This window comes from Thalassoglobus sp. JC818 (assembly GCF_040717535.1).
Classification (GTDB): Bacteria; Planctomycetota; Planctomycetia; order Planctomycetales; family Planctomycetaceae; genus Thalassoglobus.
Map to the genome: position 1 here is coordinate 977,253 of NZ_JBFEFI010000001.1, position 26,743 is coordinate 1,003,995.

General features: G+C 52.7%; 24 protein-coding genes. 13 read left to right on the plus strand and 11 right to left on the minus strand.

Going from position 1 to position 26,743, the window contains the following annotated elements:
• Nucleotides 1–59 precede the first annotated feature (59 nt).
• The 3 genes from surE (at nt 60) to AB1L42_RS03500 (ending at nt 3,938) form a co-directional block, all read left to right on the plus strand.
• Nucleotides 60–821 carry a 5'/3'-nucleotidase SurE gene (gene surE, locus AB1L42_RS03490; RefSeq protein ID WP_367051231.1) on the plus strand — a complete coding sequence of 254 codons (762 nt, stop codon included), beginning with the start codon at nt 60–62 and terminating at the stop codon, nt 819–821.
• A gap of 300 nt (nt 822–1,121) precedes the next feature.
• The gene (gene cysS, locus AB1L42_RS03495; RefSeq protein WP_367051233.1) at nt 1,122–2,681 is read left to right on the plus strand and encodes a cysteine--tRNA ligase; all 1,560 of its coding nucleotides are present in this window, start codon (nt 1,122–1,124) and stop codon (nt 2,679–2,681) included.
• Nucleotides 2,682–2,867: 186 nt separating this feature from the next.
• Entirely contained in the window at nt 2,868–3,938 is a 1,071-nt protein-coding gene (locus AB1L42_RS03500; RefSeq protein ID WP_367051235.1) for a suppressor of fused domain protein, read from the plus strand.
• A gap of 100 nt (nt 3,939–4,038) precedes the next feature.
• Here the strand turns inward: AB1L42_RS03500 and AB1L42_RS03505 are convergent, their stop codons facing one another.
• Together AB1L42_RS03505 and frr are read right to left on the minus strand one after the other, a co-directional pair.
• A complete protein-coding gene (locus AB1L42_RS03505; RefSeq protein WP_367051237.1) occupies nt 4,039–5,205 on the minus strand; it encodes an FAD-dependent oxidoreductase in 1,167 nt (388 codons plus the stop codon).
• Nucleotides 5,206–5,467: 262 nt separating this feature from the next.
• Nucleotides 5,468–6,028: a ribosome recycling factor gene (gene frr, locus AB1L42_RS03510; RefSeq protein WP_367051239.1), complete on the minus strand. Its 561-nt coding sequence runs from the start codon at nt 6,026–6,028 to the stop codon at nt 5,468–5,470.
• A 576-nt stretch (nt 6,029–6,604) separates the two neighbouring features.
• Here frr and AB1L42_RS03515 point away from each other — a divergent pair.
• Nucleotides 6,605–8,095 (plus strand): methyltransferase, encoded by a 1,491-nt coding sequence (locus tag AB1L42_RS03515; protein WP_367051241.1) that lies wholly within the window; start codon nt 6,605–6,607, stop codon nt 8,093–8,095.
• Nucleotides 8,096–8,166: 71 nt separating this feature from the next.
• On the opposite strand, the gene purM is transcribed toward AB1L42_RS03515, so the two are convergent.
• Complete coding sequence (gene purM / locus AB1L42_RS03520; RefSeq protein ID WP_367051243.1) at nt 8,167–9,201, minus strand: phosphoribosylformylglycinamidine cyclo-ligase; 1,035 nt, start codon at nt 9,199–9,201, stop codon at nt 8,167–8,169.
• A gap of 103 nt (nt 9,202–9,304) precedes the next feature.
• Between purM and AB1L42_RS03525 the strand changes: the two genes are divergently transcribed.
• Nucleotides 9,305–10,282, plus strand: coding sequence for a hypothetical protein (locus AB1L42_RS03525; RefSeq protein ID WP_367051245.1), 978 nt, complete (start codon nt 9,305–9,307; stop codon nt 10,280–10,282).
• 259 nt (nt 10,283–10,541) lie between these two features.
• On the opposite strand, the gene AB1L42_RS03530 is transcribed toward AB1L42_RS03525, so the two are convergent.
• The 4 genes from AB1L42_RS03530 to AB1L42_RS03545 form a co-directional block, all read right to left on the minus strand.
• Nucleotides 10,542–11,582, minus strand: coding sequence for an SMP-30/gluconolactonase/LRE family protein (locus AB1L42_RS03530; RefSeq protein ID WP_367051703.1), 1,041 nt, complete (start codon nt 11,580–11,582; stop codon nt 10,542–10,544).
• A gap of 48 nt (nt 11,583–11,630) precedes the next feature.
• Nucleotides 11,631–12,332 carry a PTS sugar transporter subunit IIA gene (locus AB1L42_RS03535; RefSeq protein WP_367051247.1) on the minus strand — a complete coding sequence of 234 codons (702 nt, stop codon included), beginning with the start codon at nt 12,330–12,332 and terminating at the stop codon, nt 11,631–11,633.
• Between the two features lie 80 nt (nt 12,333–12,412).
• Nucleotides 12,413–13,351, minus strand: coding sequence for a sugar phosphate isomerase/epimerase family protein (locus AB1L42_RS03540; protein WP_367051249.1), 939 nt, complete (start codon nt 13,349–13,351; stop codon nt 12,413–12,415).
• A 799-nt stretch (nt 13,352–14,150) separates the two neighbouring features.
• The gene (locus tag AB1L42_RS03545; RefSeq protein WP_367051251.1) at nt 14,151–14,438 is read right to left on the minus strand and encodes a hypothetical protein; all 288 of its coding nucleotides are present in this window, start codon (nt 14,436–14,438) and stop codon (nt 14,151–14,153) included.
• A gap of 136 nt (nt 14,439–14,574) precedes the next feature.
• Here AB1L42_RS03545 and bshB1 point away from each other — a divergent pair, with 136 nt between their 5' ends.
• Nucleotides 14,575–15,282 (plus strand): bacillithiol biosynthesis deacetylase BshB1, encoded by a 708-nt coding sequence (bshB1, locus tag AB1L42_RS03550; protein WP_367051253.1) that lies wholly within the window; start codon nt 14,575–14,577, stop codon nt 15,280–15,282.
• Nucleotides 15,283–16,242: 960 nt separating this feature from the next.
• Here the strand turns inward: bshB1 and AB1L42_RS03555 are convergent.
• From AB1L42_RS03555 to AB1L42_RS03565, 3 genes are all read right to left on the minus strand, one after another.
• Nucleotides 16,243–17,010 (minus strand): heme-dependent oxidative N-demethylase subunit alpha family protein, encoded by a 768-nt coding sequence (locus AB1L42_RS03555; protein ID WP_367051255.1) that lies wholly within the window; start codon nt 17,008–17,010, stop codon nt 16,243–16,245.
• 14 nt (nt 17,011–17,024) lie between these two features.
• Nucleotides 17,025–18,695 carry an energy-dependent translational throttle protein EttA gene (ettA, locus tag AB1L42_RS03560; RefSeq protein WP_367051257.1) on the minus strand — a complete coding sequence of 557 codons (1,671 nt, stop codon included), beginning with the start codon at nt 18,693–18,695 and terminating at the stop codon, nt 17,025–17,027.
• A gap of 210 nt (nt 18,696–18,905) precedes the next feature.
• Entirely contained in the window at nt 18,906–20,366 is a 1,461-nt protein-coding gene (locus AB1L42_RS03565) for a Gfo/Idh/MocA family oxidoreductase (protein ID WP_367051259.1), read from the minus strand.
• Nucleotides 20,367–20,559: 193 nt separating this feature from the next.
• Between AB1L42_RS03565 and AB1L42_RS03570 the strand changes: the two genes are divergently transcribed.
• Nucleotides 20,560–20,925: a hypothetical protein gene (locus AB1L42_RS03570; protein WP_367051261.1), complete on the plus strand. Its 366-nt coding sequence runs from the start codon at nt 20,560–20,562 to the stop codon at nt 20,923–20,925.
• A gap of 29 nt (nt 20,926–20,954) precedes the next feature.
• On the opposite strand, the gene AB1L42_RS03575 is transcribed toward AB1L42_RS03570, so the two are convergent.
• The gene (locus tag AB1L42_RS03575; RefSeq protein WP_367051263.1) at nt 20,955–22,316 is read right to left on the minus strand and encodes a sigma 54-interacting transcriptional regulator; all 1,362 of its coding nucleotides are present in this window, start codon (nt 22,314–22,316) and stop codon (nt 20,955–20,957) included.
• A 669-nt stretch (nt 22,317–22,985) separates the two neighbouring features.
• Between AB1L42_RS03575 and tpiA the strand changes: the two genes are divergently transcribed.
• From tpiA to AB1L42_RS03605, 6 genes are all read left to right on the plus strand, one after another.
• Nucleotides 22,986–23,756: a triose-phosphate isomerase gene (gene tpiA / locus AB1L42_RS03580; RefSeq protein WP_367051265.1), complete on the plus strand. Its 771-nt coding sequence runs from the start codon at nt 22,986–22,988 to the stop codon at nt 23,754–23,756.
• A gap of 224 nt (nt 23,757–23,980) precedes the next feature.
• Nucleotides 23,981–24,433: a preprotein translocase subunit SecG gene (secG, locus tag AB1L42_RS03585; protein ID WP_367051267.1), complete on the plus strand. Its 453-nt coding sequence runs from the start codon at nt 23,981–23,983 to the stop codon at nt 24,431–24,433.
• A 141-nt stretch (nt 24,434–24,574) separates the two neighbouring features.
• Entirely contained in the window at nt 24,575–25,444 is an 870-nt protein-coding gene (locus AB1L42_RS03590) for a YicC/YloC family endoribonuclease (RefSeq protein ID WP_367051269.1), read from the plus strand.
• A 63-nt stretch (nt 25,445–25,507) separates the two neighbouring features.
• On the plus strand, nt 25,508–25,915 hold the full coding sequence (locus tag AB1L42_RS03595) for a VOC family protein (RefSeq protein ID WP_367051271.1): 408 nt from the start codon (nt 25,508–25,510) through the stop codon (nt 25,913–25,915).
• 218 nt (nt 25,916–26,133) lie between these two features.
• Nucleotides 26,134–26,328: a hypothetical protein gene (locus AB1L42_RS03600; RefSeq protein ID WP_367051272.1), complete on the plus strand. Its 195-nt coding sequence runs from the start codon at nt 26,134–26,136 to the stop codon at nt 26,326–26,328.
• A gap of 4 nt (nt 26,329–26,332) precedes the next feature.
• The gene (locus AB1L42_RS03605) at nt 26,333–26,482 is read left to right on the plus strand and encodes a hypothetical protein (protein WP_367051273.1); all 150 of its coding nucleotides are present in this window, start codon (nt 26,333–26,335) and stop codon (nt 26,480–26,482) included.
• Nucleotides 26,483–26,743 lie beyond the last annotated feature (261 nt).

Sequence of the window (26,743 nt, forward strand, 5' to 3'; positions counted from 1 at the left end):
TCCGCATTTACTCTGAGTTTGCAGTTATGCAGCCGAACTCAGATTCCTGATGGCTTACTATGAAAATTCTTCTCGTCAATGATGACGGCATTTACGCTCCCGGTCTGAGATCACTCGTCGATCCGCTGAAACAAATCGGTTCAGTCACTGTCGTTGCTCCACTGGTTGAGCAAAGTGGCGTCGGTCACTTAGTGACGTACTTGCGACCGATCACAGCCAAGAAAGTTCTCGAGGGAGGAACAGATTTCGGTTGGGGCGTCGATGGAAGTCCGGCCGACTGCGTGAAGCTGGGAGTTCTCGAATTCTGTGACGGAGAGCCCGATCTGATCGTAAGTGGTATCAACTCAGGAGCCAACGTCGGCATCAATGTTCTCTATTCGGGGACTGTTGCCGCTGCGATTGAGGGAGCATTTTTCGGAATCACATCGGTCGCCCTTTCGCTCTCACAAGGCACACCTCCCGATTACGATCAGGTCGCAAATCGAGCTGTGCCGCTCATCGAGAAGTTGTTGAAGACCGTGCCGCGACCCGGAACGTTGTGGAATGTGAATTTCCCGGACACAACTCCTGAGGGTCCGCGCGGAATTCGAATGGCTCGCATGGCAGTCCGCCGTCACACGGAAACCGTCGATAAACGCATCGATCCACGCGGCCGGCCATATTACTGGAGCGGACTCGATCCAATCCTCAATCACGAACTCGACCCGGGAACGGACGTCAAAGAACTCCTCGACGGTTGGGCCACCGTCACGCCCCTGCACTTCGATCTGTCCGAGAACTCCATTCTCGAAGAATGTGAATCAATTCAGTGGGACGAATAAACTCGAAGCGAATTGAGGCTCTTCGCATTTTGTGCGGATCGCCTGCATGCTTCGCTGGCTCTCTGAACTCAATCTTGGACAGCGCGCTCATGTTCGCTAATCTATGCCTTCAGGCGAGGGAGAGACGATTCTTCTCTCCCACGAGCATTGATTGAATCAGTCTTCGCAGATTTGTACGAGTCAATCCCGCGAACACAATGCCGAATCGCCTAAGCGAGTTCACAGACAAAAAGTGAAGCGACTCGTTAAACCGGAATAGCAGGGAACCGTCTGTAAACGACAGGCACGGAAGGTCTATTGATGTCACTACGAGTTTACAACACGCTGACTCGCGAAAAAGAGCCGTTCACAACCATCGAACCCGGTAAAGTCACGATGTATCTGTGTGGACCAACGGTCTACAAGCCGGCCCACATCGGACACATGGTTGGCCCAGTCATCTTCGACACCGTCAAACGCTACCTGACATACGCCGGATACGACGTCACCTTCGTCATCAACATTACCGACGTTGATGACAAGTTGATCAACAAAGCCAAGGAACTCGGCGTCGAAGTCAAAGCCCTCGCCGAACAGATGACCGAAGACTACTTCGACAATCTGAACCTCATGGGCGTCAACACGATTGACCATTTTCCGTACGCCACTGATTACATCAATGACATGCAGGAGATGATTCAGCAACTCATCGATCGCGGTCATGCATACCCGCTGAATGGGGACGTCTACTTCGACGTAACCGCTGATGCCGACTACGGGAAACTCAGCGGGCGCAGCGTAGACGCGATGATGGCTGGCACTCGAGTCGAGGCGAACGACGCCAAGAAAAACCCGGCAGATTTCGCGCTCTGGAAAGGCTCCAAAGATGGCGAACCTGCCTGGGACAGCCCTTGGGGACCGGGCCGACCTGGCTGGCACATCGAGTGTTCGGTCATGAGTTGTAAGCTGCTGGGACCATCCATCGACATTCATGGGGGCGGACTCGACTTGATGTTTCCGCATCACGAGAACGAACTGGCCCAGTCAGAGTCAGCGTCTGGAGAGACTTTCGTTAAATACTGGATGCACAACGGCCTGATGCAATCGGGCAAGAATACCGGAAAAGTTGGCGGAGGTCACGATCGACACGGTGACTCCCCTGCCCCGGACTCGACCGACGCACAAATTGCCAACAAGCTGGCCGGATCGGCTGGTGCGGAATCTGTGAAAACGGCTGTCTTCGCTCATCACCATCCGGAAGTGGTCCGATTCTTCCTGCTGTCGACTCACTATCGCAGCCCGATCGACTTCTCGCTCGAAAACATCGCCAAAACAGAAAAGAGCCTCGACGGGTTCTACCGTCTGTTCGACTCGTTCCAGCGTATCACGGGAGTCGATCCCTACACCCTCAGCATCCCAAGTGTTCGAGAAGAATCGGTCCAACTCAGGCTGCTCGGCGACGATCTCGCGAAGTCCTTCGAAGACCTCCGCAGCCGTTTTCTGGAGTCCATGGACGACGACTTCAACACCGGCGGAGCAGTTGGAATTCTGTTTGATATGCGGCGCGCGATCAACGGATTCATTCAACAGCAGAAGCTTGAAGAGAAATGCACACCGGAGCAGTCTGAACAACTCACCGCGATGGTCACTCTCCTGCGTGAACTGGCGCAGCTAGTCGGTGTCTTTCAACGTCCTGTCGAGAAGTCGTCCGGCGCTGATGATGAATTCGTCAACGGGCTCATGGATCTTGTTCTCGATATCCGACAACAGGCACGAGCCGACAAGAACTGGGCTGTCGCGGACAAAATTCGCGATGCCTTGAAAGAGCTGAAAGTCGAAGTCGAAGATGGCAAAGAAGGTGTCCGCTGGAGTCGTGGCTAAGCACTCTATGAAGTGATCGCGTTCGAAACGTCAGTATCCCCGTTGAATGAGATGCGACAATTTTCATGTTGAAACTTGACGCCATCATGACAAAAGCGAATTCTTGAGGAAGGACGACACTTGTTGCGCCATCACTTCAAGTGATGGCGAGAACAGGCTTTCAGCATCAGCAATCAGGAGTGACCAATGTCCGATGACTCCTCTGACGAATTTGAAGATGGTGAACCCATCGGCTGGTCCGCAATCGATGATTCAGCCAAAGCAATTTACGGCGATCTTGAGCCGCTGCACTGGGGAACGGTAATCCCTTACTCCCTCGGCGGTCCCGATCCGCTGACCGGGGTCAGTGCTTATCCGAGCCGCTCTCAACAGCCACACTTCCATTATGTGACATATGGATTCTCTGACCTGTACGAGAAAGAAGGTGACGATCCGGAGTGGAGCGGATATGGCTTCGAATTGACGTTTCGACTTGCTTCGAACACCCATGCTGAAGCCCCGATCTGGGTTGTGAGTTTACTTCAGAATCTTGCTCGCTATGTCTTCGAGACAGGCCGAGGCTTCGGTGTGGGACACACGATGCCACTCAACAGCCCGATTTGTCGCGAGTCAGAAACACAAATTCGATCGATCACTTTCGTGCGAGATCCCGAGTTGGGATTAATCGACACACCCAACGGGCAGGTTGAGTTCTTGCAGGTTGTCGGCTTAACAGATGATGAACTCGACGCGACGCAGTCATGGAACGCGGAGCACTTCACCGAGTTAATGACCAAACAAAAGAATCCGCTGCTGCTCACCGATCTCAAGAGATCGTCATACTTGAATGACACCGAGTTTGCGAAACACGTTGAAGAACTGACACGCGAGGAAGGTGCCTCCGCTGGCATTATGACCGCGGATCAGTTTCGCGTGATCGGTCATCCGTCTGTGGGAACGTTTGCTCTCACGATTGGGGCATTGCTTGCTCCCGGACTCGGACAGAGGCTGCGAGGACGCATCCCTTTCCAGCGCAGCTTTTCTGTTTTCGGTGACGCAGGCGAACTGCGATTCGTTCCGGCCGATCGCTTCTCCATTGAAGTCGAAGAAGGATTAACGTCCGTCCGACTCAAACCGTCTCAGGCAGAGTCTCTCGTCTCTGCCCTTACGCCCAAAGCTGGCACGTTTACCTTCCCGGATCTTGAAGGTCTCACACTGATCATCGAACCGACAGAGATCACCGACAACGATGGCAACGTCACAGACGTCATCGGATAAGCGTCTTCTCTCTCGATTCAAACGATGTCATTCACAGGCGCTTCGGGATGTGTTCGCGTTTTCTGGACCAAGCTGTGTAGTCCACTGAAGTGAACTCGTCTCATGTTGTCCAGGGAGGTGAACTGGTCTCAATCGCTTCGACGTCGAGGTCTTCGATAATTTGTTCGCGAGCCCGCTCTGCAAGACACGCCCAAAGCGACGAACGTCCGGGGAAGACGCTCCACAAATTTTCAAACCCCTGCCCTTCCAAGCGATGGTTGATGACCGTGGGTGTCGGTGTGATTCCCGGTTCGACCTGATCAACGCTCAGCATTTCAAGCGTCGTCCCAGCCCATTCGCATGGCTTCTTCCAGCGATGTCGATCGATCCCGTGGAAGTATTTGGAAAGCTTGTCCCACAGCTTGTCGCTGAATTCAGGATCTACAGTTCGGTCTAGCGGCTCGTGAGTGATTCGTGCTGGGAGTGACCCAAGAATCGAAGTCGCATGGTGAGGAATGTGATTGAACCCTTCATCGTCGACAACACAAAATGGAACTTCACACACGCTGGGCTGCAGCGCCATCAACTGATGCTTTTGAATGACCGGCGTATACGACTCTCCCTCACCCAGCGTTTGAGAAAACAATTCTGAAGCGAAGTCGTTGAGAAACGCTCCAATCGCCAGAACGACTCGGCTCGCAAGAATCTGTTCTTTCCCTGCAACGACAACGCCATTCACCGTCGTCCCTTCTCGAATCAGCGAAGTGACCGGCGCCTGTGTGCGGATCTCCGCTCCACAATTTCGTGCAGTCGAAGCGAGAACTTCGAGAAGCAGATCAGAACGAAAACTGCGATCAGGAAGTAGAAACGCTGAGGCGATTCGCTCAGTGTGCAAGTTTGGAATGGCGTTTGAAACTTCGGTCGGTGAGACGTCTTCAAAGGGGATTCCAACTTCTTCCCAGCGGCGAGTCCAAAGCGTGACGTCGGTCTCCGGATTCGAGAAGAGGTAGTACATCCCCTGTTGATTCGGTTCGAAAGAGTTCGGGGCAAACTGAATCGTTTGTTGCAGGGACTCATAGCAGAGTCGAGCGAGGTCTGGCTGCTGTCTGGCAAACCAGGCGCCACTGTGAAACCAACCCTGATTTCGAGTTGTGGCCTCGGCACCGAGAGTTGTCGATTCCAACACCGTCACTGCCAGGCCGGCTTGAGCGAGACGACAGGCAACGGCCATTCCCGCAACCCCACCTCCGACAATCACCACTCTTTGCACATCGTTCGTTGACACCATCGATCTGCTCCCGGAAATTGATTTTCACCCTCTATCATTTCAAAGAATGCCGATGAGTCAACGTGCGGTGCCAAAATCCTCAACTCGAAGAATGTGATCTCACGCGGATGCACTTTGCCTAATCAAAGACATCCCATTTTTGCCAATCGGTCTCATTTCTTAGACAACGCTGAATTCCAAAAACAAAACAGTCCCGATCCGCAACTAGCGAACCGGGACTGTGAAAGCATATTGAACTTCAGTCGATGAAAAGATCGATCGTCTATTCGTTCATGACTTCTTCTTCTTTATGTTTCGCCTGATCGTTGACGACTCCTTCGAACTTCTTCGTCAACTCTTGAATCTCGTCCTTGGCGGTCTTCATTTGATCTTCGGAGATCGCTTTGTCTTTCTCAGCCTGCTCGACGTGCTTGTTCGCATCGCGGCGAATGTTTCTGATCGAAACGCGTGCGTCTTCCGCAAACTTCCCGACGCGTTGGACGAGTTCTCGTCGGCGTTCTGTCGACAGGGCTGGGACATTGATTCGAATCAGCCGTCCATCTGAATTCGGAGCCATTCCTGCATCGCTGGACTGAATCGCTTTAACAATCTCAGTCAGAATAGACTGATCGAATGGACGAATCACGAGCTGTTGCGGTTCCGGAACGCTGATATTCGCCAGTTGCTTCAGCGGCGTTGGAGAACCGTGGTAATTGACGCGAACTGAGTCGACAAGACCGGGAGTCGCTCGGCCTGTTCGCAATCCTTGCAGCGCGTCTTTGAAAACGTCGACCGCTTTCTTCATACGATCTTCAGCATCAATGAGAACTTCATCGGGTTCCATGCACGTCACCATCATCTTTCTGTGTCGGATCTTACAGAGCACGCGGTGGAAAGACCGCGAATTCTCTTCGAAGACATCCTTCAGTCACTATCCCAAAGGAGTCTGATCACCGATCATGAAAACGTTTTACAGTTTGTTCACTTAAGAACGATATCGGACCAGACGAAAATTGAGAAGAGAGGTCATCGAGTTTCACCAGCGAGAGACTGTTCTCGGAATGGAATCAGAATCTGCAGAATGTTCTTCGAGCGTAATTTTGACAAGCCGCCTTTGCAGTCGCTCACGCACCCATCTGCATGTTGACTGAGCGAAATGTTCAGTGTGGGCAGAAAATGCCATCGAATTGTCCTGGAAGTGGCCGCAAAATCAGCGAATCGAATTGTTTTCCAAGACACTCATCGGTTCAAATGCCGTTTTGCGACATCGATCGTATCGAAACAGTGACCAAGTTTCGCCAACTCAGATCTGCATGCAGAGAAGCGAGTTCAGGCGAGAACAGAGAAACCATACAAATGGTCTAAACTTCATCGACGGGAATTGGTGAGCAGATTTCGAAAGAGACGGAAAGAGACCGTGATGCTGCGAATCACTTATGACGACAACGGAACCAGCCACAACGATTTGACCGTTCAGGTCGGAAATTCCATCAACGTCGGCGATTCCTATTACCTCACGCTCTCAAGGACTGACTCGGGCAAGTCCGGCGAACTTTCGATTCCCGAAAAGCTCACAGTACTGTTCGACCGATGGTTGCGACGCATCGAAGAGGGGCACAAAGAATTCTATCTACTGCTCGACATCTCCGACGAGTCGACCACCTGGCTGAAATGTTCGCAGGAAGACAACGACCTGTTCGCCATCCCCGGATGGTCAACTCTGGAAGGACATTCGGTCGATGTCATTCGCGAGGGATTTCGAACCGCTCCTCCGCCCGATTTTCAGGAATTCGAATCACCGAACGAGATCATCGGATCGGTCGACGAACTCAAAGATGACCTGCTGCGTTCGCAAGCTCAACTGGCTGCATTGAAACAACCGGTTCATGACCCCACTCCTCTGTTCGAACATTTTCGAGGCACGTATTCGACGCAGCTGCTCACCGTCGCTGTCGCTCACTTGAATGTCTTCGACAACTTCAACGGAATTCGACCGACGCGCGGATTCCTGCAATCTCAATTACAGCTACAAGATCGCCCGTTCAACGTCCTTCTCACCGGGCTAAAAGCAATGGAATTGTTGACGGAAGATTCGTCCGGCCAGATTGACATGACTCCCACTGCCCGTGAGCACTTTCAACATCAAGACTCAACGGGAATCGCTGACTATATCGGTCTCGCTGCCGAAACTTCAGAAGTTCTCGGATTGCTCGAACGCCTGAAAACTAACCGTCCAGCAGGGATGGCGACCGACGAAGACGGCGTCGCTTTTATCTATCGCGATGGAATTCGATCAGCGATGGAAGAATCAGAACTGGCGAGGTATTTCACGATGTCTCTCGCTGGTCGTGCGAGAAATGTCGCTCCGGTTTTGGCCGATCGCTTCCAACTCGATGACGCCAAACTGCTCCTGGATATCGGAGGAGGTTCTGGAATCTATTCGATTTGCTATCTCGCGAGAAATCACAATCTCCGCGCGATCGTTCTCGACCGTCCTGAAGTCCTCCCGGTCGCCGTCGAATGTGCCCGACACTATGGTGTTGAAGACCGGCTCGAAGTTCGATCAGCCGATATGTTCAAAGACCCGTTGCCGACCGCAGACGTCATTCTTCTTTCAAATGTCCTTCACGACTGGGACGTCCCCGAATGCACGCAACTGGTGAACCGTTGTGCCCAATCGCTTCCCGTTGATGGTCGTCTTCTGATCCACGACGTCTTCTTGAATGACGACCTCTCCGGACCATTGCCCATCGCTCTTTATTCGACAGCTCTTTTCTCAATGACTGAGGGACGCGCTTACAGCGTTCAGGAATACACTCAATGGCTGTCAGCGGCTGACCTAACTGTCACCGGTCCCACTCCGACACTCATCCATTGCGGAGTTCTGTGCGGACAGAAAACGTTGAATTGACCGGGCGACAAAGCACCTACTAAACCGCAAGCAGAGTGACAGTCTCAACTGCAGAGAATCCTGAAGAGCAATTACGTCCCCGTGCTGCGACTGACCTGACCGATGACTTTTGCATCGTCTCCCGCATCGCGTAGCTTCTTGAGAACCGCATCGACAGCTTCCGGCCGAACTAGAAGGCTGAGACCGATTCCCATATTGAAGACACGAAACATCTCTTCAGTATCAACGTCTCCCAGCTTCTGCAGCCAGTCAAAGACTGGCGGAACTGTCCAGGCTGACCGATCGACATTCAATTCCAAACCATTCGGAAGAATGCGGCTCACATTCTCATCGAGCCCACCACCGGTAATGTGTGCAATTCCGGTGACTTGAGGTTTGAGTTCCTTGTCTCCCAGAAGTTCAGAAACAAGTTTCGAGTAGATACGAGTCGGTTTCAGTAGAACTTCTCCGACTGTCGCTCCCAGCTCTGCAACTTCGGAGTCGACCGACAGGCCAGCATGGTCGAAGACGACTTTGCGGACCAGACTGTATCCGTTTGAGTGAAATCCGTTGCTCGGAATTCCAATCAGAACATCACCGTCTTGAATCTGGTTTCCATCAATAATCTCATCACGCTCAACAACAGCGACACAGAACCCCGCCATATCAAATTCACCCGGAGAATACAGATCCGGCATGATGGCAGTTTCGCCCCCCAAAAGGGCAGCACCTGCCTCGACACAACCGTCTGAGACACCTTGTACAAGACTCGCGACGAGATCGGGATCGTCCTTCGGAAGCGCTAGGTAATCGAGAAAGAACAGTGGCTCTGCCCCCAAACACAGGCAGTCGTTGACGCACATCGCCACCAGGTCCGTCCCGACGGTGTCGTAGCATCGGGCAAGAATGGCGACTTTCAATTTAGTCCCAACGCCATCCGATCCCGAAACCAGAACGGGATCTCGATAGCTGTGCCCCTCTCCGAACAAGCGGAATAATCCCGCAAATCCCCCATTCAACGGCATGACACGGGCCGATTGTGTCCTCTGTAGCAATGCCGGAATCCGTCCCATTGCCTCAGCATAGGAATCGAGATCGACTCCGGAATCCTTGTACGAAATAGCCATAAATTGTCGTCCGAATGAAGTTCACCGCCGTTGTCATAGTCAAGTTAAGATGGATTCGCACAAAGAACAACTGTAGGCTTCTTTTGACTTGTAAGGCAGTCCGATGGATTCCGTGATTCAACAATCCGAATTCCGACTTCAAAGACATGCACAGGTACAAATGAACAGTGCTCAACAAACAGAACTCGATCGCAAATTTGCTCCGATCATGTTCTTCGTAACTCTGGCGTTCCTCGCGATCGCCGGTGTGGGAATGCACGTACTGCAGGACTCTGAAAACCGGTTCACGCACGCAGCTCATGTGTGTGGTTGGACCTTGGTCGGCCTCTGGACGGTCTACGTTTTCGAAGCCATCATGCACATGCGGGATCGTGGCCAGACCCGTCGTTCTGATCTGTTGTATTGCCTGTTTCCGCCGCTGCGGCTGGGAGCCAGAGATCATATCGATGGAAAAACGGTCTGGCTGCCATGGATGGGTTGGAAGACCGCGAGCGATGAACTCGCCAACGACATTGAATTGCGTCTTGGCTACACGATGATCGCCATTGCGCTGCTCATCCTTCCACTGCTCGGGTTTGAGTTCTACTTCGAAGCCAAGATCAAGGAAGTTCGCTCGCTGGGGATGGCTGTTCAAATTGCGCAGGCGTTTATTTGGTTCGCATTCGCAGCGGAATTTATTCTGACGATCAGCCTCGTCTCCAAGAAACTGAAGTTCGTCAAAGAACATTTACTCGACCTGGCGATCATCTGCCTTCCGATGATCGCGTTCATGCGTGCATTTCGACTGACAGGAGCAGCCCGACTCAGTCGGTTGAGCAAATCGGCGCGTGTCTTTCGATTACGCGGACTTGCGATGCGTGCCTGGCGCGCCATTCTGATCCTGCAGATCGTCGATCGAATTCTTCACCGAGATCAGGAAAAACGCCTGCGGATGCTTGAAGAACAAATCGCTGAGAAACAAAAAGAGATCGAAGAACTGAGGGACGAAGCCCGCCTCGTTCGTGAATCGATTGAAGCTCAGAAAGCGGAAGAAGCTGAGTTAGAGCAACAGGATACCGCCGTCAACGCACGTCTTGACTGAGAGTCGAGTCCCCACTTCGAAGCGGTTCCCAATATTCGAAAAAGCAGCTGCATCTCCCGACTGTTGATATGGAAGATGCAGCCCGTAAGAAATGTTAATCAGAGCTTGTCGCGATTTTTGATGGAGCAAGCGAATCCAAAGAGACGTACGAAGTCGTTTAGAGCATTTTTTATTTGGTGTGCACGATCTCGCACGAGCAAGCATTGTCTTTTGACTTGCGAGCCAGCGCAAGCGAGTTCGCAGGAAAGAGCAACTTGCTCTAGTGATTCATGCCGACCGTCTTCGTCTGAATCCGACAAACGTACATGTCGGCAGTCAAAAACAGCACTGAGCCATCTTCTCCCCCGAACGTGCAGTTGGCGGTCCGCTCTCCGGTGCTGATTCGACCGAGCAAATCACCACTCTTCGAGAAGACGTACACTCCACCGGGACCGGTCGCAAAGACGTTCCCTTCCTTGTCGACAGCCATTCCATCTGGCAAACCCGGCCATCCATCTTTCGCATGAGCAGTAGCATCATAAAGAACTTTGCTTTCGCCAAGTGTGCCGTCTGCCTTCAAGGGGAATGACTTCCATAACGCAGCTTCTGGATCGGACTGCGCGACGTAGAGAGTCTTCTCATCAGGTGAGAACGCAATCCCGTTGGGTCGCGTCATTTCTTTCGTGAGAAGTGTGAGTTCCCCATCCTTGGAGAGTCGATACACACCGCAGAAATCGAGTTCGCGAAGAGGATCTTCATACCGGTTTGGGAGACCGTAAGGCGGATCGGTGAAGTAGAGATCACCATTCGAATGGAAAACGAGGTCGTTCGGGCTGTTGAGTCTTTTGCCCTGGTAGTTGTCGACAAGAGTTTGCTTCCCACCATCAACAGTCAGCACGGAAACTCTGCGATCCCCATGTTCACACATCGTCAATCGTCCAGATGCGTCAAGCATCAGACCATTTGAACCTGGTTCTCCTCCGTAGTCAGCGACGCCGGTGTAGCCGGACGGCTTCATGAACAGCGAAGCTCCTCGCCCTTCTTCCCATTGAAAGATTGAGTTGTTCGGAATGTCCGAAAAAAGAAGAACACCTTTTCCACCCTCTCTGGGAACCCAGACCGGACCTTCCGTCCATTCGTAACCGCCCGTCAGAACTTCGATCTTTGCATCTTCGGCCACCAGCGAATGAAACTTGGGATCGGAAACCACAAGTTCACCGAGTGTCGGAAAGTTCAGTGTGTCCTGTGCATTCAGAGGAGAAGCCGTCAGTCCAGAGTAGACAACAGAGAGCACGACGCAGAGCGCTGAAACCAACTTCATCATTTGAGTTCCTGATCAAGAAAGACAATTGTTCAAGAACGCATCAACCTATCCGAATTGGCTTTCTGCCGAAAGGATGACAGAGTAGGCAGCTTCAGAATCTTCAGCAGCTCGAAGTTCAGGCAAGAAGTCAGGCAGTTGGACCATGCGGGCGAGTCGTGCAATCACCTGCAGATGGCTCCGCGTATCCTGGCAAAGCACCAGAAAGAAGCAGTCGGACAGAGAGTTGTTGCTGGCACCAAACGGAATTCCAGACATCGTGCGACCGAAGGCAACGATCGGAGCACCGACGGCATCAGGAAGTGGATTTCGAGGGTGGGGAATCGCAACTCCATTGTCGAACGCAGTAGAGTGCAGCTTCTCACGTTCCTGGACAGCTTTGAGAATTGTAGCGGGCTCCCAAACCTGCCACGTTCGCCCAGCCACTTCGATCATGCACTCCAGCACCGAACGCTTCGTTCGAGCTTCGAGTGGAACCTGAACGAGTTCCGGCTTGAGAAGCGATGTGACGGGAACATCCGCGACGATTTCCGGAGATGCTTGAGCCACTTCGAGAGCTGCGAGCTGGCTGTCGGAATACTCTCTCATTTCCTGCTCAAGCCACTGTGTGATCTCGGCAGCATGAAACTGCCAGTCCTGACCACGCTTGTGAGCGGGAATTCGTCCTCGTGATGCAAGCCGTTCAATTTCGCGACGATCACGCCCGAGTTGTCGGGCAAGTTCATCGATTGAATACCATTCGTGAGCCATAGGTTCGGAGAGTCATCGACAGGAGAGTGGGCAGGTGTTATGCAAACCACACTCAACTTCCAATGCATCTCCTCGTGCGCCTAAGGCATGCATCGTAAATGTGCAGTTCGACAACGGTCAATTAAATCGTGATGATCAAGTTTCCACAAGTCTTGTGACCAAACTTCTGTCTGATACCAACCATCGTACCCATGAGCTTCCAGCGATGCGACGAGTTCTCTGATCGGCAGAACACCTTCACCGGGGAGGCATTGATCGTTCTCGTTCTTGGGCGAACATTGGCGATCGGCGAGTTGCACGATGACAATTCGATCGATGATGTCACGAACTCGCTCGATGACTTTGTCTTCTTCACCGAGATGGTATGTTCCCAGAGCAAGCCCGACAGAAGGATGATCGATCCGATCGAGCATCTCCAACGCATCATCCAGCGACTGCAGGAACGTCCAATTCTGGGCATAAATCGCATGCATTGGCTGCAGCGCCAGTTTGACGTTGTAGATCGCCGCCAGTTCTGCCAGTTCGCGCATCGACTGAGTCACGAGACGACACGCATGGGAATCGATATGGCGATTCTGTGCTCCGGTGATGACCGTGACTGACTCGGCCCGTAGCTGCGCAGCAACGCGAATCGCCCGACGTGCTTCGAGCAATGTTTCACGAAGTCCGTACCCGTGTTGACCAGTGAATCCACCCACCCAGCTCAGGTTCGAAACCGCCATCCCTGAGCGCTGAATCTTTCGGATGCCCTGCTGCACTCCGGACTCACACAGCTTTCGCCAACTGATCCCAATCGCCGGAATCGACTTCTCGCGATAGGCTTCCAGATCTTCGTCGAGTGACCAACGCACGGTGACAAGTTGGTTCAACGCCAATCGGTGCAGAAACGAATCGGAACGCAGAACATCTGCGGATGCGTCCGGCCAGAGAGGCGTTTCGATCGAGTTCGTGGTCTTCAGTTTTGCCTTGGAAATGTTTGGAGCGAACTGGTCACGAAATGACAGAAATTGTTGAAACACGTTCGGTAGCCTCAGAGGGAATATCAAGTGATCGTTTGCGAGTTGTGCCCGACTTCGACCATCTTGGAGTCGAATGTTCGATGCGTGCAGAAAATCAAACTCCTGCATTCACGGTAACGTCTAGCCCGTCGACAATGACTGTCGATGAGAGATCATGAGATGGGTTTCGCTAGTGCAAGACCAACGCTTGAGGAACCAACATCCCGTCTGACTTCCCCCCTTTGTTTCGAATCTCATCCGCCTGGCTCCAAGCACTGAACCATCTTCTACTCCACTTCTGTGTCAATCGCAACGCTGCACAGCAACAGAATTGACTCGCCGACGACACAATTTCGCAGAATGTTTCTCCAACTTCGGAGAGGTATCGACCGCAAGAAGCAGAGCGTTCATGCTCCCGAGACGCACGCAGTTTCAAAGTGCATCGCGTGTCTTCAGACGGAATAGAATCCATCTGATTTTCGTACGCAACTTCAGACATGCAGCAGACCCCGAATTGAGTAGTGAATGGTTCACTGATTTCGTGGAGTATGCCTCTGGTACCAAATAATTGCTACGACAGATCGGCCCATTTCTAAAGGAATCTGGCAACTCTGTTTTTTGCCTCATTCACGCTTGACGAACAGTCGCTGACCACTTTGAACGTTTCACAACTGCAAACGAATTCAACGCGGCAGAATGAGAGCCCAAACGCAAAACTCGCTGCAAAGATGAGTCTTCGTTGAAAGCCCGATCTCCGCATTGAGAGATCGTGATTCAGCCTGCTATCGATTTCAGTTGTTGAGAGCGCTAACGCGAGCCGTCAGTCTCCGACACCAAGATTGCGTTCAATGTCGCGGGCTTTTGAAGAAACGAAGAAGTCCCGGATCTTGAGTGGGTCGTGAATCGGCTCAGGTTGATGCTCAGCTCGGGCGATCGTTCCCGCATCCTGCACCCACGGATCGACTGTTTGCTCTGCGGGATTTTCACGTCCACCATCTTCGCCTCGAAAGCCGACCATCCGATGAACTTTTTGGGGAAACATCGACGATTGGCATCCGACGGACATCATCACCGCCAGACTGAGCCAAACGGCATTCGAACGAAACATAACGGGGGCCTCCGTGGTCAACATTGGGGCAATTTGACCAGCAATTGAGGATGGCGAGTTGGAAGGGAATGGTTGAGAGGTTAGAAAGTGCTAGGACGTATAGCCTTTTCCTTTCGAAGACGTAAAGACCAGAACGATGGACCAACTTGCTGAATCACTCGATATTCTCGTCGTTGCTCCTCACCCAGATGACGCAGAAATCAGTGTCGGTGGAACCATCCTCAAGACGCTCTCGCAGGGAAAACGCGTAGGAGTCGTCGAATTAACCAACGGTGAACCAACTCCTCGTGGCACTGTTGAACGTCGACAGAAGGAGACCGATCGCTCGACAGAAGTGCTCGGATTGACTCAGCGGTTTCAGCTGAATCTGCCGAACAGATCGCTCATCAACGACCTGGATGGCCGCCGAAAACTCGCTGGCCTCTTCCGAAAAACACGCCCGAAAGTCATTTTGGCACCATATTGGGAAGATGCGCACCCCGATCACGTGGCTGCCAGTGCGCTCGCCGATGCTGCGAGATTCTGGGCAAAATTGAGCCGCAGCGACCTTCCCGGCGACCCGTTTCATCCTCCCAAAATCTACTATTACTGGAGCATCCACCTCCGAATTCACCCCAAACCAGCCTTCGTGGTCGACATCTCGAATCACATCGATCAAAAGATGGAATCTGTCCGCTGCTACGAGAGTCAGGTCGTTGAGGGTCGAAGCAGCGAGTTTCCCACGCTTCTCGATGATATTCGTGATCGGGCAAGGTATTGGGGATGGTCGATCGATCGTGCCTTCGGTGAACCCTTCGCTTCGCGCGAAGAGATCCGCATCGATAACATCACAACTCTCACTTAGAGCAAGTTGCTCTTTCCTGTGCGCTCGCTTGAACTTTGTCATCAGTTCAAAGGCTGAGTTCGCTCGTACGAGTGAGTGCATACCGAATCAGAAAATGCTCTGGAGCATCGTCATCTCTCGCTGACAGCGTTCTGTAAACACACTTTCAAAGTGTGCACTCCATCCTCGTTCCGAAATCACACGTGATCCCAGTAGTCCCGCACGGTTTCCGAATAAGGTCGATCCAATCGCCCCAAATGTTTTCTAGCTGAGCACTCTCCTGAAGTGGTTAGTCCGGCAAGTCTGAGCTTCTGTCTGTTTGTGACATCCTCATCGAGTCGTTAATTCCGTGAGCTTCTGGAAGACGAAACGAGTTCGACAGTGATGGCACTCCAATTCCGTGCCGCAATGTCTGGCCTGCAGTAAAATCGCATCGATGAGTCGATTTCCGCAGAGCCCCTTCTGAATCTGGACTTGAACTCCACACTGGGGACAAAAGACGGGCAACTGACGATCGACGGGCGAAATCGGCTTGGGACGAGTGTTCACCTCGTGCACGGTCAGTGACGAACTGTCGGCTCCAGAACCGGAAAAGGGCGCCGCCGCCGAAGTTAAATTTGAGGCAGACTCCTTCTGCTCAAATTCACGAAGCCCCTCAGACGGGCGATTGTCTGAAGAGTGCTGTTCATAAGTTTTCATATTCCGAAACCTGCAGCATGTCTCGCGTTCCTCGTCGCGCACTCTCACAGGGGAACACCGCATCGTGCGATGAAAATTCCACACGTAAGTGCATCTTAGGAACGTTGTGCTCGAGCAATCGTTTGGAATTCCAGACGGAGAGGAATCCCGACATGCAGGAGTTTCGAAACAGGTGTGACAGCTTGTTGTCACAGATGATTTTCGAAGGGTGTAGAAATCTTCGAGTTCCGCGAAATTGCACTGGTCGCTCGGATCAAAGGCACCTCGCGAACGGGTCATTCCCTAAGAGGGAAGACTCGTCAGCCACTCAATAATTTTCGGAGCTGAGCCAGAAAGCCCTTTGTATTCCAGTTGCTCGGGAGACATGGATCGCAGAGCAGCGACGAGCGGACCGCGTTCGATTTGATCGAACGGAATCAAAGACTGGTGAAGCACAAACAACGCTCCTCCAGAGTCGGGGACCCCTACCGTCACCTGACGTTCCACTTTCACAAAGACGACAGGCGCAACCGGGTCAAAGTCACATCGCGTCCGGTCAGGGTGGAAGTTCAACTCATCCTCGAAGACAACACTCCACACAAACCGTTCGAATGGACCGTGATTGACCATTGTCTCGACGAGTCGTCGACTGTTTGAGAGGTCCATCCCGGGGATCGGTTGGTGGATCTCCGCTAATGGGCGGCCGATCTTCTCTTCCGGTCGCCAGCCGCTTGGGAAACAGACGTGTCCGAACGACATCCAGTCACGATCCGCATCAAGCGAGTGAATGACGATGTCTTCTTCGATTTCGGTTACGAGTTGTTCCAGCGGACCAGTTCGGCCCTTCAGTTGAGGATGACGCTCGATGAGAAATTCCGTCACCGCCGTGCGCAACTCAGTCGACAGGTTTTCCTCGACGAGATGAGTCTGTTGCTCCATCGCCAGTTGCTTCTCACGACGGTAACGATCTCCACTTCCCTCAGAAGCGAGGAAGACTTCATCAAGTGAAATCTTTCTCAACTTCGGAAGCAAACTGTAGCCATCTCGATAAGGATGAAAATGCGCCTGCACTTGGCCAGCCAGGACTACTTAAGAGGACGGTACTTGATGCGATGCGGATTCTGGGCTGCATCGCCGAGTCGTTCACGTCGCTGGACTTCGTACATCTTGTAATTTCCTTCGAACCAGACGACCTGACTGTCGCCTTCGAACGCAAGGATGTGCGTTGCGATTCGATCGAGAAACCATCGATCGTGTGACGTGACCACCGCACAACCGCCGAAGTCGGAAAGTCCTTCTTCAAGGGCGCGAAGGGTTTCCACATCGAGGTCGTTTGTCGGTTCATCGAGCAGGATCAGATTGCCGCCGGATCGAAGAAGCTTCGCCAGGTGAACGCGATTTCGTTCCCCCCCTGAGAGATCTCCGACAAACTTCTGCTGCTCACTTCCCTTAAAGTTGAAGCGACCGCAATAGGCTCGTGCGTGAATTTTTGTTCGACCAACTTCAAGCTGATCGAGGCCGCCAGAAATTTCCTCGTAGACGGTTTTCTTGGGGTCGAGTGCATCTCGAGACTGATCAACATAAGACAGGTCAACGGTATCGCCAACGACAAGTTCTCCACTGGTCGGCTCTTCCTGTCCCACAATCATTTTGAACAGCGTTGTCTTTCCGGCTCCGTTCGGACCGATCACGCCCACGATTCCGCCGGGAGGCAGATTGAAATCGAGATTCTCGAACAGCAATCGATCGCCAAACGCTTTCGACAACCCCTTCGCACGCACGACCAGATCTCCCAGCGGCTTGGAAACGGGAATCTGAATTTGAGCAGCTTCGTCTCTTTCGTCGAACCCTTGTGACGCGAGTTCGTTGTACCGCTGCAGACGCGCTTTGTTCTTGGTTGCTCGCGCTTTTGGCGACAGCCGGACCCACTCGAGTTCCTGGCGAAGCATTCGCTGGCGGCGGGCTTCTTTCTTCTGTTCAACTCCCAGTCGAGCTTCTTTCTGTTCAAGCCAGGCTGTGTAGTTGCCTTCGTATGGATACCCGCGACCTCGGTCGAGTTCCAGAATCCAACCTGCCACGTTGTCGAGGAAGTACCGGTCGTGAGTCACCGCGACAACAGTTCCTTTGAAGTCGTGGAGATATCTCTCAAGCCACGCGACCGACTCAGCATCGAGATGGTTGGTCGGTTCGTCCAGAAGCAGCATGTCCGGGTTCTGAAGCAGCAGGCGACACAGGGCGACTCGTCGTTTTTCTCCCCCGGAAAGGTTTTCGATTTTTGATTCACCCGGTGGGAGTCGCAGTGCATCGGCCGCCATGTCGACAATGCGTTCGAGTTCCCACAAGTTACCAGCGTCAATCTGATCTTGGAGAGTCCCCTGCTCTTCCAGCAGAGCATTCATCTCTTCGTCAGTTGTCACTTCCGCGAATTTTTCATTCACAGCGTTGTAACGATCGATAACCGCTTGCGACTCCGCAACGGCTTCAGCGACCGCTTCGTCAACAGTTTGATCCGGGTTCAATTGCGGCTCTTGTTGGAAGTAGCCGATTTTGATGCCCTTCTGCGGACGAACTTCGCCCATGTAGTCTTTGTCGACACCAGCCATGATCCGCAACAACGTACTCTTTCCCGATCCGTTGTCGCCCAGGACTCCAATTTTCGCTCCCGGATAGAACGAGAGCCAGATGTTTTCGAGAACTGCGGTCTCATCATAAATCCGCGTGAGTCCTTCGATGGACATGATGTACTGTTGTGACATTTCAATTCGTCCGACGTAATTCGCAAAGTTTTGACAGTTGGCGGTGTTTCGGCGCACGCAATCACCCGGTTGCGGCCTCACGCGAGAAGCGTGTTATCCGCTTTTGAGAGACACTTCAAGTGTCTCGCGGAGCTTCAGTGTAACAATGAAAAAACGGTCGAAAACCATTCGGAATCCGACCGTTTCTTATCGAGTCTTATCAATTTCCGCTTACGCGTCCGCATCAGGAACAACGTAACCTTCGCGGTATGGGCGAGTCAGCAGTGCATTGGCACTCTCGTTCCCTGGGAAGGTTTCCGAATCCGGATCCATCGTGAGCCATGGACCAACGGACAGTTTTGGATCACTGACGTCGACACCATTGGCAGCGAGATGTTTCTCCATTCGCTCCCAGGAGTCACTCCACAGCGGATCTCCCGCAACCTCTTTACCGATCTGCTCGGACGTTTGTGTCGAACCGAGTTGATGGCTTATCGCCCCGGTGTGACATAATGCACTCGAGAGATGACCTTCGAGGATATCGGCGTTCAGATCATTTCGATCACCAGAACGGACAGCATCGAGGAAGTTCTGGAAGTGATCTCCGCCGCCAGACCAGGCTTGCAGCGAGTTTCCGTCGTTGTCGAAAGCTTCTGCCTTTGTGTACGACGGAATGACCACGTAGCCATTTTCGCACTGAACGATGACGCCGATTCGTGATCCTCGGTACTCGTCCATTCCAGTTCCCCAATCGAGATCTTTGTGGGGAAGGCCACGTGTTTCGAAGATCAGCGGAGCTGCTTCGAAGTCGTGATAGACAATCTGAGTATTCGGAGTGTCGCCAGCGTCGTCATAGCCGACTCGGCCACCGATACTCATCACTCGAGGAGACAGCTTGCCCTCGCCGAGGAACCAGCGAGCGATATCCATCTGGTGAATCCCCTGATTCCCCATATCACCGTTGCCGGTGTTGAAATCCCAATGCCAGTCGTAATGCAAACGAGGTCGGTAGATGTCGACCATTTCCGCAGGACCGCACCACATGTCGTAGTCGATCGAGTCAGGAATTTGCAGTGGCTTATCAAGTTTGCCGATGCTCTTTCGCGGCTTGTAGCAAGTTCCGATCGCATACTGAATCGGGCCAAGCTTTCCGCTGCGAACGTACTCGACAGCACTCTTCAAGCTGGGGCTTGAACGTGACTGCGTACCACACTGACAAATCTTGTTGAGCTCGCGGGCCCACTTGACCACTTGTCGGCCTTCCCACACGTTGTGAGAAACCGGTTTTTCGACGTATACGTGTTTTCCGGCCTGCATTGCCAGAATCGAAACCAGAGAGTGCCAGTGGTTGGGAGTGGCGGTACTGATGGCATCCACGTTGGGATCTTCCAGAACTTTCCGGAAATCCTGAAGGAACTGCGGTGCGCGTCCCTGTTTTTCTTCGACACCTTTAATTTTCTTGGCGGCGTTTGTGTCGACATCACAGATGTAAAGGACTTCTGAGTCAGCACCTCCGGAAAAAGCTCCCAGGTGCGAGCTGCCCCGTCCCCCGGCTCCAATGACCGCCACACCGATCTTCTCATTCGGGCTCGAGCTGCGTGGCTGCTGAAAGGCCTGAATCGACTGAGTCGTAGCCACAGCTGCAGTGGCCGCAGCTGTCGATTTCAAGAAATAACGCCTTGTCAAAGACATAGAGATTTCCTTCTGGGGTAGGTTTTTCGGAAGGTCAAAGCAGCGGGTGGAAATCGATCGCCGTGAATTCCAATGTTGAGCTTAGCGGGATTGGATCAACCGTTGCAAATGAATCACATTTTTTGACATGTCGAGATTCGTAAAGTAGGGTCCAGAAGTCTTTTTTTTCGCATCTGTCCGCAGTGAGACCGTCATGGCCCGCAACGCCAACAATCCGACGCTCATCAGTTCCACTTCAATTCTGATTATGAGTGGATTCATGATCGGGCTGACAGTTGGAAAATATTCAGGCAACGAATTGTCGCCATTTCTTCTCGCGGGTGGTCTATCGGGATTTCTCGCGTTTCTGGCACTCGACCTGACCGCAGCCCGGCGATCTCAGAAAGAAAAAGAAGAAAACGTCGCCTCCATTGAGAGACGTCTGGAGCGTCATACGCACTCCCTTTCGAGTGTTGGATTTACGCTCACTCCAATTTCTAACGCTGAAATTGAAGAGATGATCGACTGCCAGTCGCCGCTGCATGCCGATTCGGAAGACAACATGTCGATCCCCGTCTAATTCGCTTCAAATCCTTTGAGTGTTCGTCTTTACGCCCCATCTTTCTCTTCCGATGGAGCATCCTGGGCAACGTCAATCCCCAGCTGAGCGAGACGACGATAGAGTTTCGGCCGAGGAAGTCCCAAAATCTCCGCAGCTGCGGTCTTATTTCCTCCGCATTGCTCCAGCACTTCCCGAACCCGCTTCTCTTCGATCTGCTTCAAGTATTCCTCGAGGGGAAGACTCGGTTTTCGCGGACGAGCCGTCGCTGCGTCCTGTCCAATCCGAAAATCGGCAGGCAGATCTTCCAATTCGATGACCGAATCTGAGCTGTTCCGAAACGCTTTCTCGAGCGTTCGAACCAGTTCGGAGACGTTTCCGGGCCACGAATAGCTGGCGAATTCCTGTTCGACCTCAGGACTCACCCCTTCTCGTTGAACTTCACGCCCGAAGTTTGCATCTTCGACGAGACTCTGCACGAGAATCGGAAGATCCTCTCGACGCTGCCGCAACGGTGGAATGAAGATTGAAATGGGAGTCAGCTGAGCTGCAAGTACCGGCTCGAACTTCTCGGGATCGAGTTCATCGATCTTGTATCGCGACGTCGACATCCAGCGGCTTCGCAATAACTGCTGCAAAGCCCGCGAGAGTTCCATCTGCAAATCGAGGGGAAGATGGTCAACATTTCTGAGCAGCACAGTCCCCGAAAATGGCTCTTCAGTCTCCTGATCAAGAAGCCGACGAAAGCTTCGATGAATCTCAAACCGCGAGAGCGTTTCGCAATCGATCTGAACGAACCGGCGATCAGCGAAGGTTGTGGCATTGTGGATGGCTCGAGCAATGTACTCCCTTCCAACTCCGCGTTCGCCTTGCAGAAACACAGGCAGCCGTGACTCGGCAGCGAGCCGAACTTGCGAAACGACGCGCTCCATGAGAGGCGATGCTGCCACAATCCGGCTCACTCGAAATCGACGCTGCAACTCTGCTTGAAGCTCAGCGAGTCGATAATGCGAGTTCGTGGGTCGAGCCGGTTCGCTTTCAGCTTCGTCGAGAATGACTCCCATCATTCGAAAGGACGTTTCATCTCGTTCCTCTCGCAACGGAAAGAACTCGATCCGTTTTCGCGTGGACTTCCCGGACTGGCTCGGGATGACGGATAGCACCGACTTCGAGATTTCGGATTCACTCAGTTTCGGCGGACACAACGCTCCTGTGACAGATTCAGGGAGCGATGAATTGGCGACTGCGATGTACTCGCACTTGCGGCCGATCATCTCGGACGCAGGCCATTCAGTGAGTTCCTCGCACCCACGATTAAACACGAGAAGGACATTCCGGTCATCGAGCACGAAGATTGGCAGGGTGCTCCCCGTCAACCATGTCGCCAGTCCACGTTTTGCCCTTTTCGACAAGACATCTCCTTCAGTTTCTCACCGTTTCTCCGAGATCCGTTCCTCCGCAATCGTGCGGACGGATGTGTTCTGCTGGTGGCTCGATCGCACATGCGAGTTTACGAAAACAAACTGCTGCAGCTTCTGAGATCATAGTCGACGAGTCACAGAATTGAGCGATTTACAGACCGGTCGTTTGATTCGCAGAAGTTTCCGGTCAGCATCCGCGACCACGCTGTCACCTGGATTCGTATCGATCAACCGAGAATCGATGCAACATTCATCGAACTGAAAACGCCCTCGCGAAAACATTGAATTCGTAAAACACGCTAAGAAACAGCCAAGAACATCGAAGACTTCAAGAGCCGACTGCAACTGAAAGAGACAATGGTCTTGGTGAAATGCTTATTGAATTAGTTGATTCACCCCGCAACCACTCGCCCGGTCGCAGAACGCTTGCTAATATCCCGCAAGCGAGGCAGCACTGAATGAGCGCCGATTGTCTCGGTCGGGGCAGCTGAAAACATGCAATCCCGACTCGAGCCAACTCAGAATTGATGGAAAAGTCCCTCTTCGGGACTCGGGTCTGAGTTCTCAAGAGCCTCGTCGAAATACCAATGAATCATCGAATCCGAATTTCCACGGAAACCACATAAAACTCAAGTAGTCGACACAAGAGGATTGAAGACGATGCGACGTTATTTGATCGCCGGAAACTGGAAAATGAACACCAACCGAGACTCAGCCGTCTCGCTGGCGAAGTCAATTGCTGACGGAAGCCAGGCAGCTGCGGAATCAGTGGACGTGCTCGTCTGTCCACCATTCCCTTACCTGATTCCAGTTCAAGATGCCGTTTCAGGAACACAGGTCACCGTCGGTGCACAGAATTGCTACTTCGAAGAGCCGGGAGCATTCACCGGAGAAGTTGCAGCGGAAATGCTCGCTGATCTCGGCGTTCAATCTGTCATCCTCGGACACAGCGAACGGCGTCATGTGCTCGGAGAAACCGACGAAGTCATCAACCGTAAAACGTTGAAGTCATTGGAGAAAGGACTTCAAGTCGTCCTTTGCGTTGGCGAACTACTGGAAGAACGCGAAGCAGAAAAGACCAACGACGTTCTCGACGAACAGATGGCAGGCGGACTGGCCAATGTCTCTGCAGAGCAGATGGCAAACGTGGTCATTGCTTACGAACCTGTATGGGCGATTGGGACAGGCAAAACCGCCAGCCCGGAACAGGCAGATTCTGCTCATGCCCATCTTCGCAAGTGGCTGGAAAGTCACTACACTTCGGAAATTGCGAATGGAATGCGAATCCTCTACGGGGGAAGTGTGAAGCCAGCCAACGCCGTTGAACTCCTCTCGCAAGAGAATGTCGATGGTGCTCTGGTCGGTGGAGCAAGCCTCACTGCAGAGAATTTCGTTCCGATCATTGAAGCGGGAGCAAGTCTCTCGAAGTAGAGCCTGAATTTAACCAGTCCCTGCAATTTCATTCGTCGATCGTGATGAATTCATTCTTGCGATCCGGCAGCACGATTCCGATCCTGTTGACTATCGATAGAAATTGAAGCAGTGACAATCAGTTTTCGATTCAATACACCCTTCGAAACCACTTAACAATTGGTCAACGAGCGCGATCAGTTCCGAGACACGGACTGTTTCAGAAGCTGCGAAAGGAAGACATCGTGGGAACACTGGCAATCATCCTCCAAGTCCTGCTCTTGCTGACAGGAATTTTCCTGATGATCATCATCCTGCTCCAACGGGGCCGCGGTGGTGGCCTGGCGGGAGCGTTTGGAGGAATGGGCGGGCAAAGCGCATTCGGAACCAAAGCTGGCGACGTTTTCACCTGGATCACCGTCGTGACAGCGACGGTCTGGGTGCTCCTCGCTGGAATCGGCGGATGTGCGATGCGTAAAGCGGGAACCGGATACGCTGAGAAGCAGTTTGCCAGCGGAGCAGCAGATGACGGCGCCGCACTGACAACCGGAGAAACAACCGAAGGCGACGCCGACGAGGAAACCACTCCAGCAGGTGAAAATCTCGAAAACGAAACTGACTCGGCAACACCGTCGAATGATTCCGCAGAAGGATCCTCAGATGGTGACGACTCAACGACTTCGCCGCCGTCAGAGTAAAGACTCTCGCTGTTTAACTCGCTGCTTCAGCGAGAGCACTCCCCGTTTCACAAGAACCTCTGGGGCAGCCGAGCCGGAGTCTGTCAAAGCACAGACTGAAGCTGACTCCCCGAACTGAAATCATCGACCGTGTTGCTGAGCATGACTGGCCATGGGGAAGCCCGTGGACACAACGAAAGAGTCAGTCTGACCGTCGAAGTCAGAAGCGTGAACAATCGCCACCTGAAAGTGGCGGTCCGCTGCCCTGTGGCGTTCTTGTCGCTCGAATCTCGCGTCGAAAAACTCGTTCGCGAACGAGTCGCGCGCGGGACAGTCTCCGTTTCGATCAATGTTCGACTCATTGAAGAGAGACCGGCTGTCGAAATGAATCGCCTCGCGATTCAGGAGTACTGGCGACAACTCAGTGAGATCGCGACTGCCCTGAATGTTCAGCCTCCGACCGAACTGACGCCCCTGCTCAGCCTTCCTGGGATCGTCGAAGAACGAACGGATCGCACCGTCGAAGAATCGGACTGGCCGCTCTTCGAATCTGTGCTGGGCGAAGCCCTCGACACACTCGAAGCCTTCCGTAAGGAAGAGGGTGAGTCAATGCGTTCAGAAATGCAGGACCTGGCGAACCAAATTCGGGAGAACCTCACCGTCATCGAACGGCACGCTCCCGATGTTGTGATCAGCTATCGTGACCGACTCACTCAGCGTATCAGCGACTTGCTCGAAGGAAGTCAGGCAGAAGTCGACTCGAACGATCTCATTCGTGAAGTCAGCATTTTCGCTGACCGTTGCGACATCACTGAGGAGGTGACTCGACTGCGGTCTCACTTGAATCAATACGACACTCTCATCGCCTCCGATGGCTCTTCTGGTCGTAAGCTCGACTTTCTCGGTCAGGAAATGTTCCGCGAACTGAATACGATTGGTTCCAAAGCCAACGACGTCCGAATTTCGCATCTGATTGTCGACATGAAAGCTTGCATCGAGAAGATGCGTGAGATCGTTCAGAACATTGAATAACAGTCAGGAACGACCTTCGACCGCCAAGACTCACTCCACTCCGCATACGTGAGAGGCCCTGAGATGCCTGCCAGTCCAATCAGCGTGAAGCGAATCGATCATGTCACCCTGGTCGTCAAAGACCTCGACGTTTCACGAAGCTTTTACGTCGACTTGCTCGGCATGGAAGAAGTGAGTCGCCCCGGATTTCGATTTCCCGGACTCTGGTTTCAGGCTGGCACAACGCAAATCCACCTGATCGAAGAACACGCTGAGTCCGGACCATCGCAGACATCAGTTCCGGAAAACTGCACCATCAGCCGGACGCATCACTTCGCATTCGAAGTCGACAACGCTCACGAGTCAGCCGAAGTCCTGAGATCTCGCGACATCACTATTCAAGCGGGTCCAAAGTCTCGACCGGATGGGCCAACGCAGTTGTACATCTTCGACCCCGATTCGAACTTGGTTGAGTTGTTCAGCTATTCTTGATTCTGACGGTAGCAACGACCGCGAGCCTTGTAGGTCCGAATCAATCAACAGATTTTTGAGTTTTGACGGGACGAAAATTTCTGTTGAACTGGCTCTTATCATTTGTGCGAGACTATAGTTATGCTGAGTTTCCGGTCGCTCATGCGCGGAAACGGTAGAGCGGACGCAGAAATGCCGTTCCCAGTCGTCAAGTCTGTATGCCGAATCGAGCCTTCACAATGCAGGAATTGCCCAAACGAGTTGTTGTCGCTTCAATGGTCGTGGCTGGACTGGTCGCGGTGGCAGCAATCTCGGATATGGTTCTCGGAATCCCGTTTTCCGGCGAACACACGTTCATGATGGACATCATGTTCCTGATCTGTGCAGCCATCGTCGGCTACATGGGATGGGATGCCTTCAGAGAAATGAAATAGGCAAGTGGTCAATCAAGTTCTGTTTGCTCTGACCTGCCTGGCACTCCCCGTCGTTTGGGGAGTCATTGTGCATCGAGTCTTCGACCTGATCGAGAAGAAGTTCTACAGCGGGACAGAACGTACCGAGAGCAAGTTCCCCGACTATCAGATCTGAGTGCGGGCCTCTTCATTCGTATTCCACACGGCTCGAGTGAGTAACAACACTACGCAGAGTTCAGGCCTTCAACTCACTCCTTCTGCGTCGCTTCACACACTCGGCGTCGATCACATGGTACCATCATGTGAATCTCACTCGTCGAGTTCTCTTTCGAGCTCATATTCAAGTTGGAACTGTGGCGAGCTTTAGGAGATTCTGCCTGCTCGACGGTTGAATTGATTCTTGCGAGAGTTCACCGTTCACCACCAAATTGTGAAC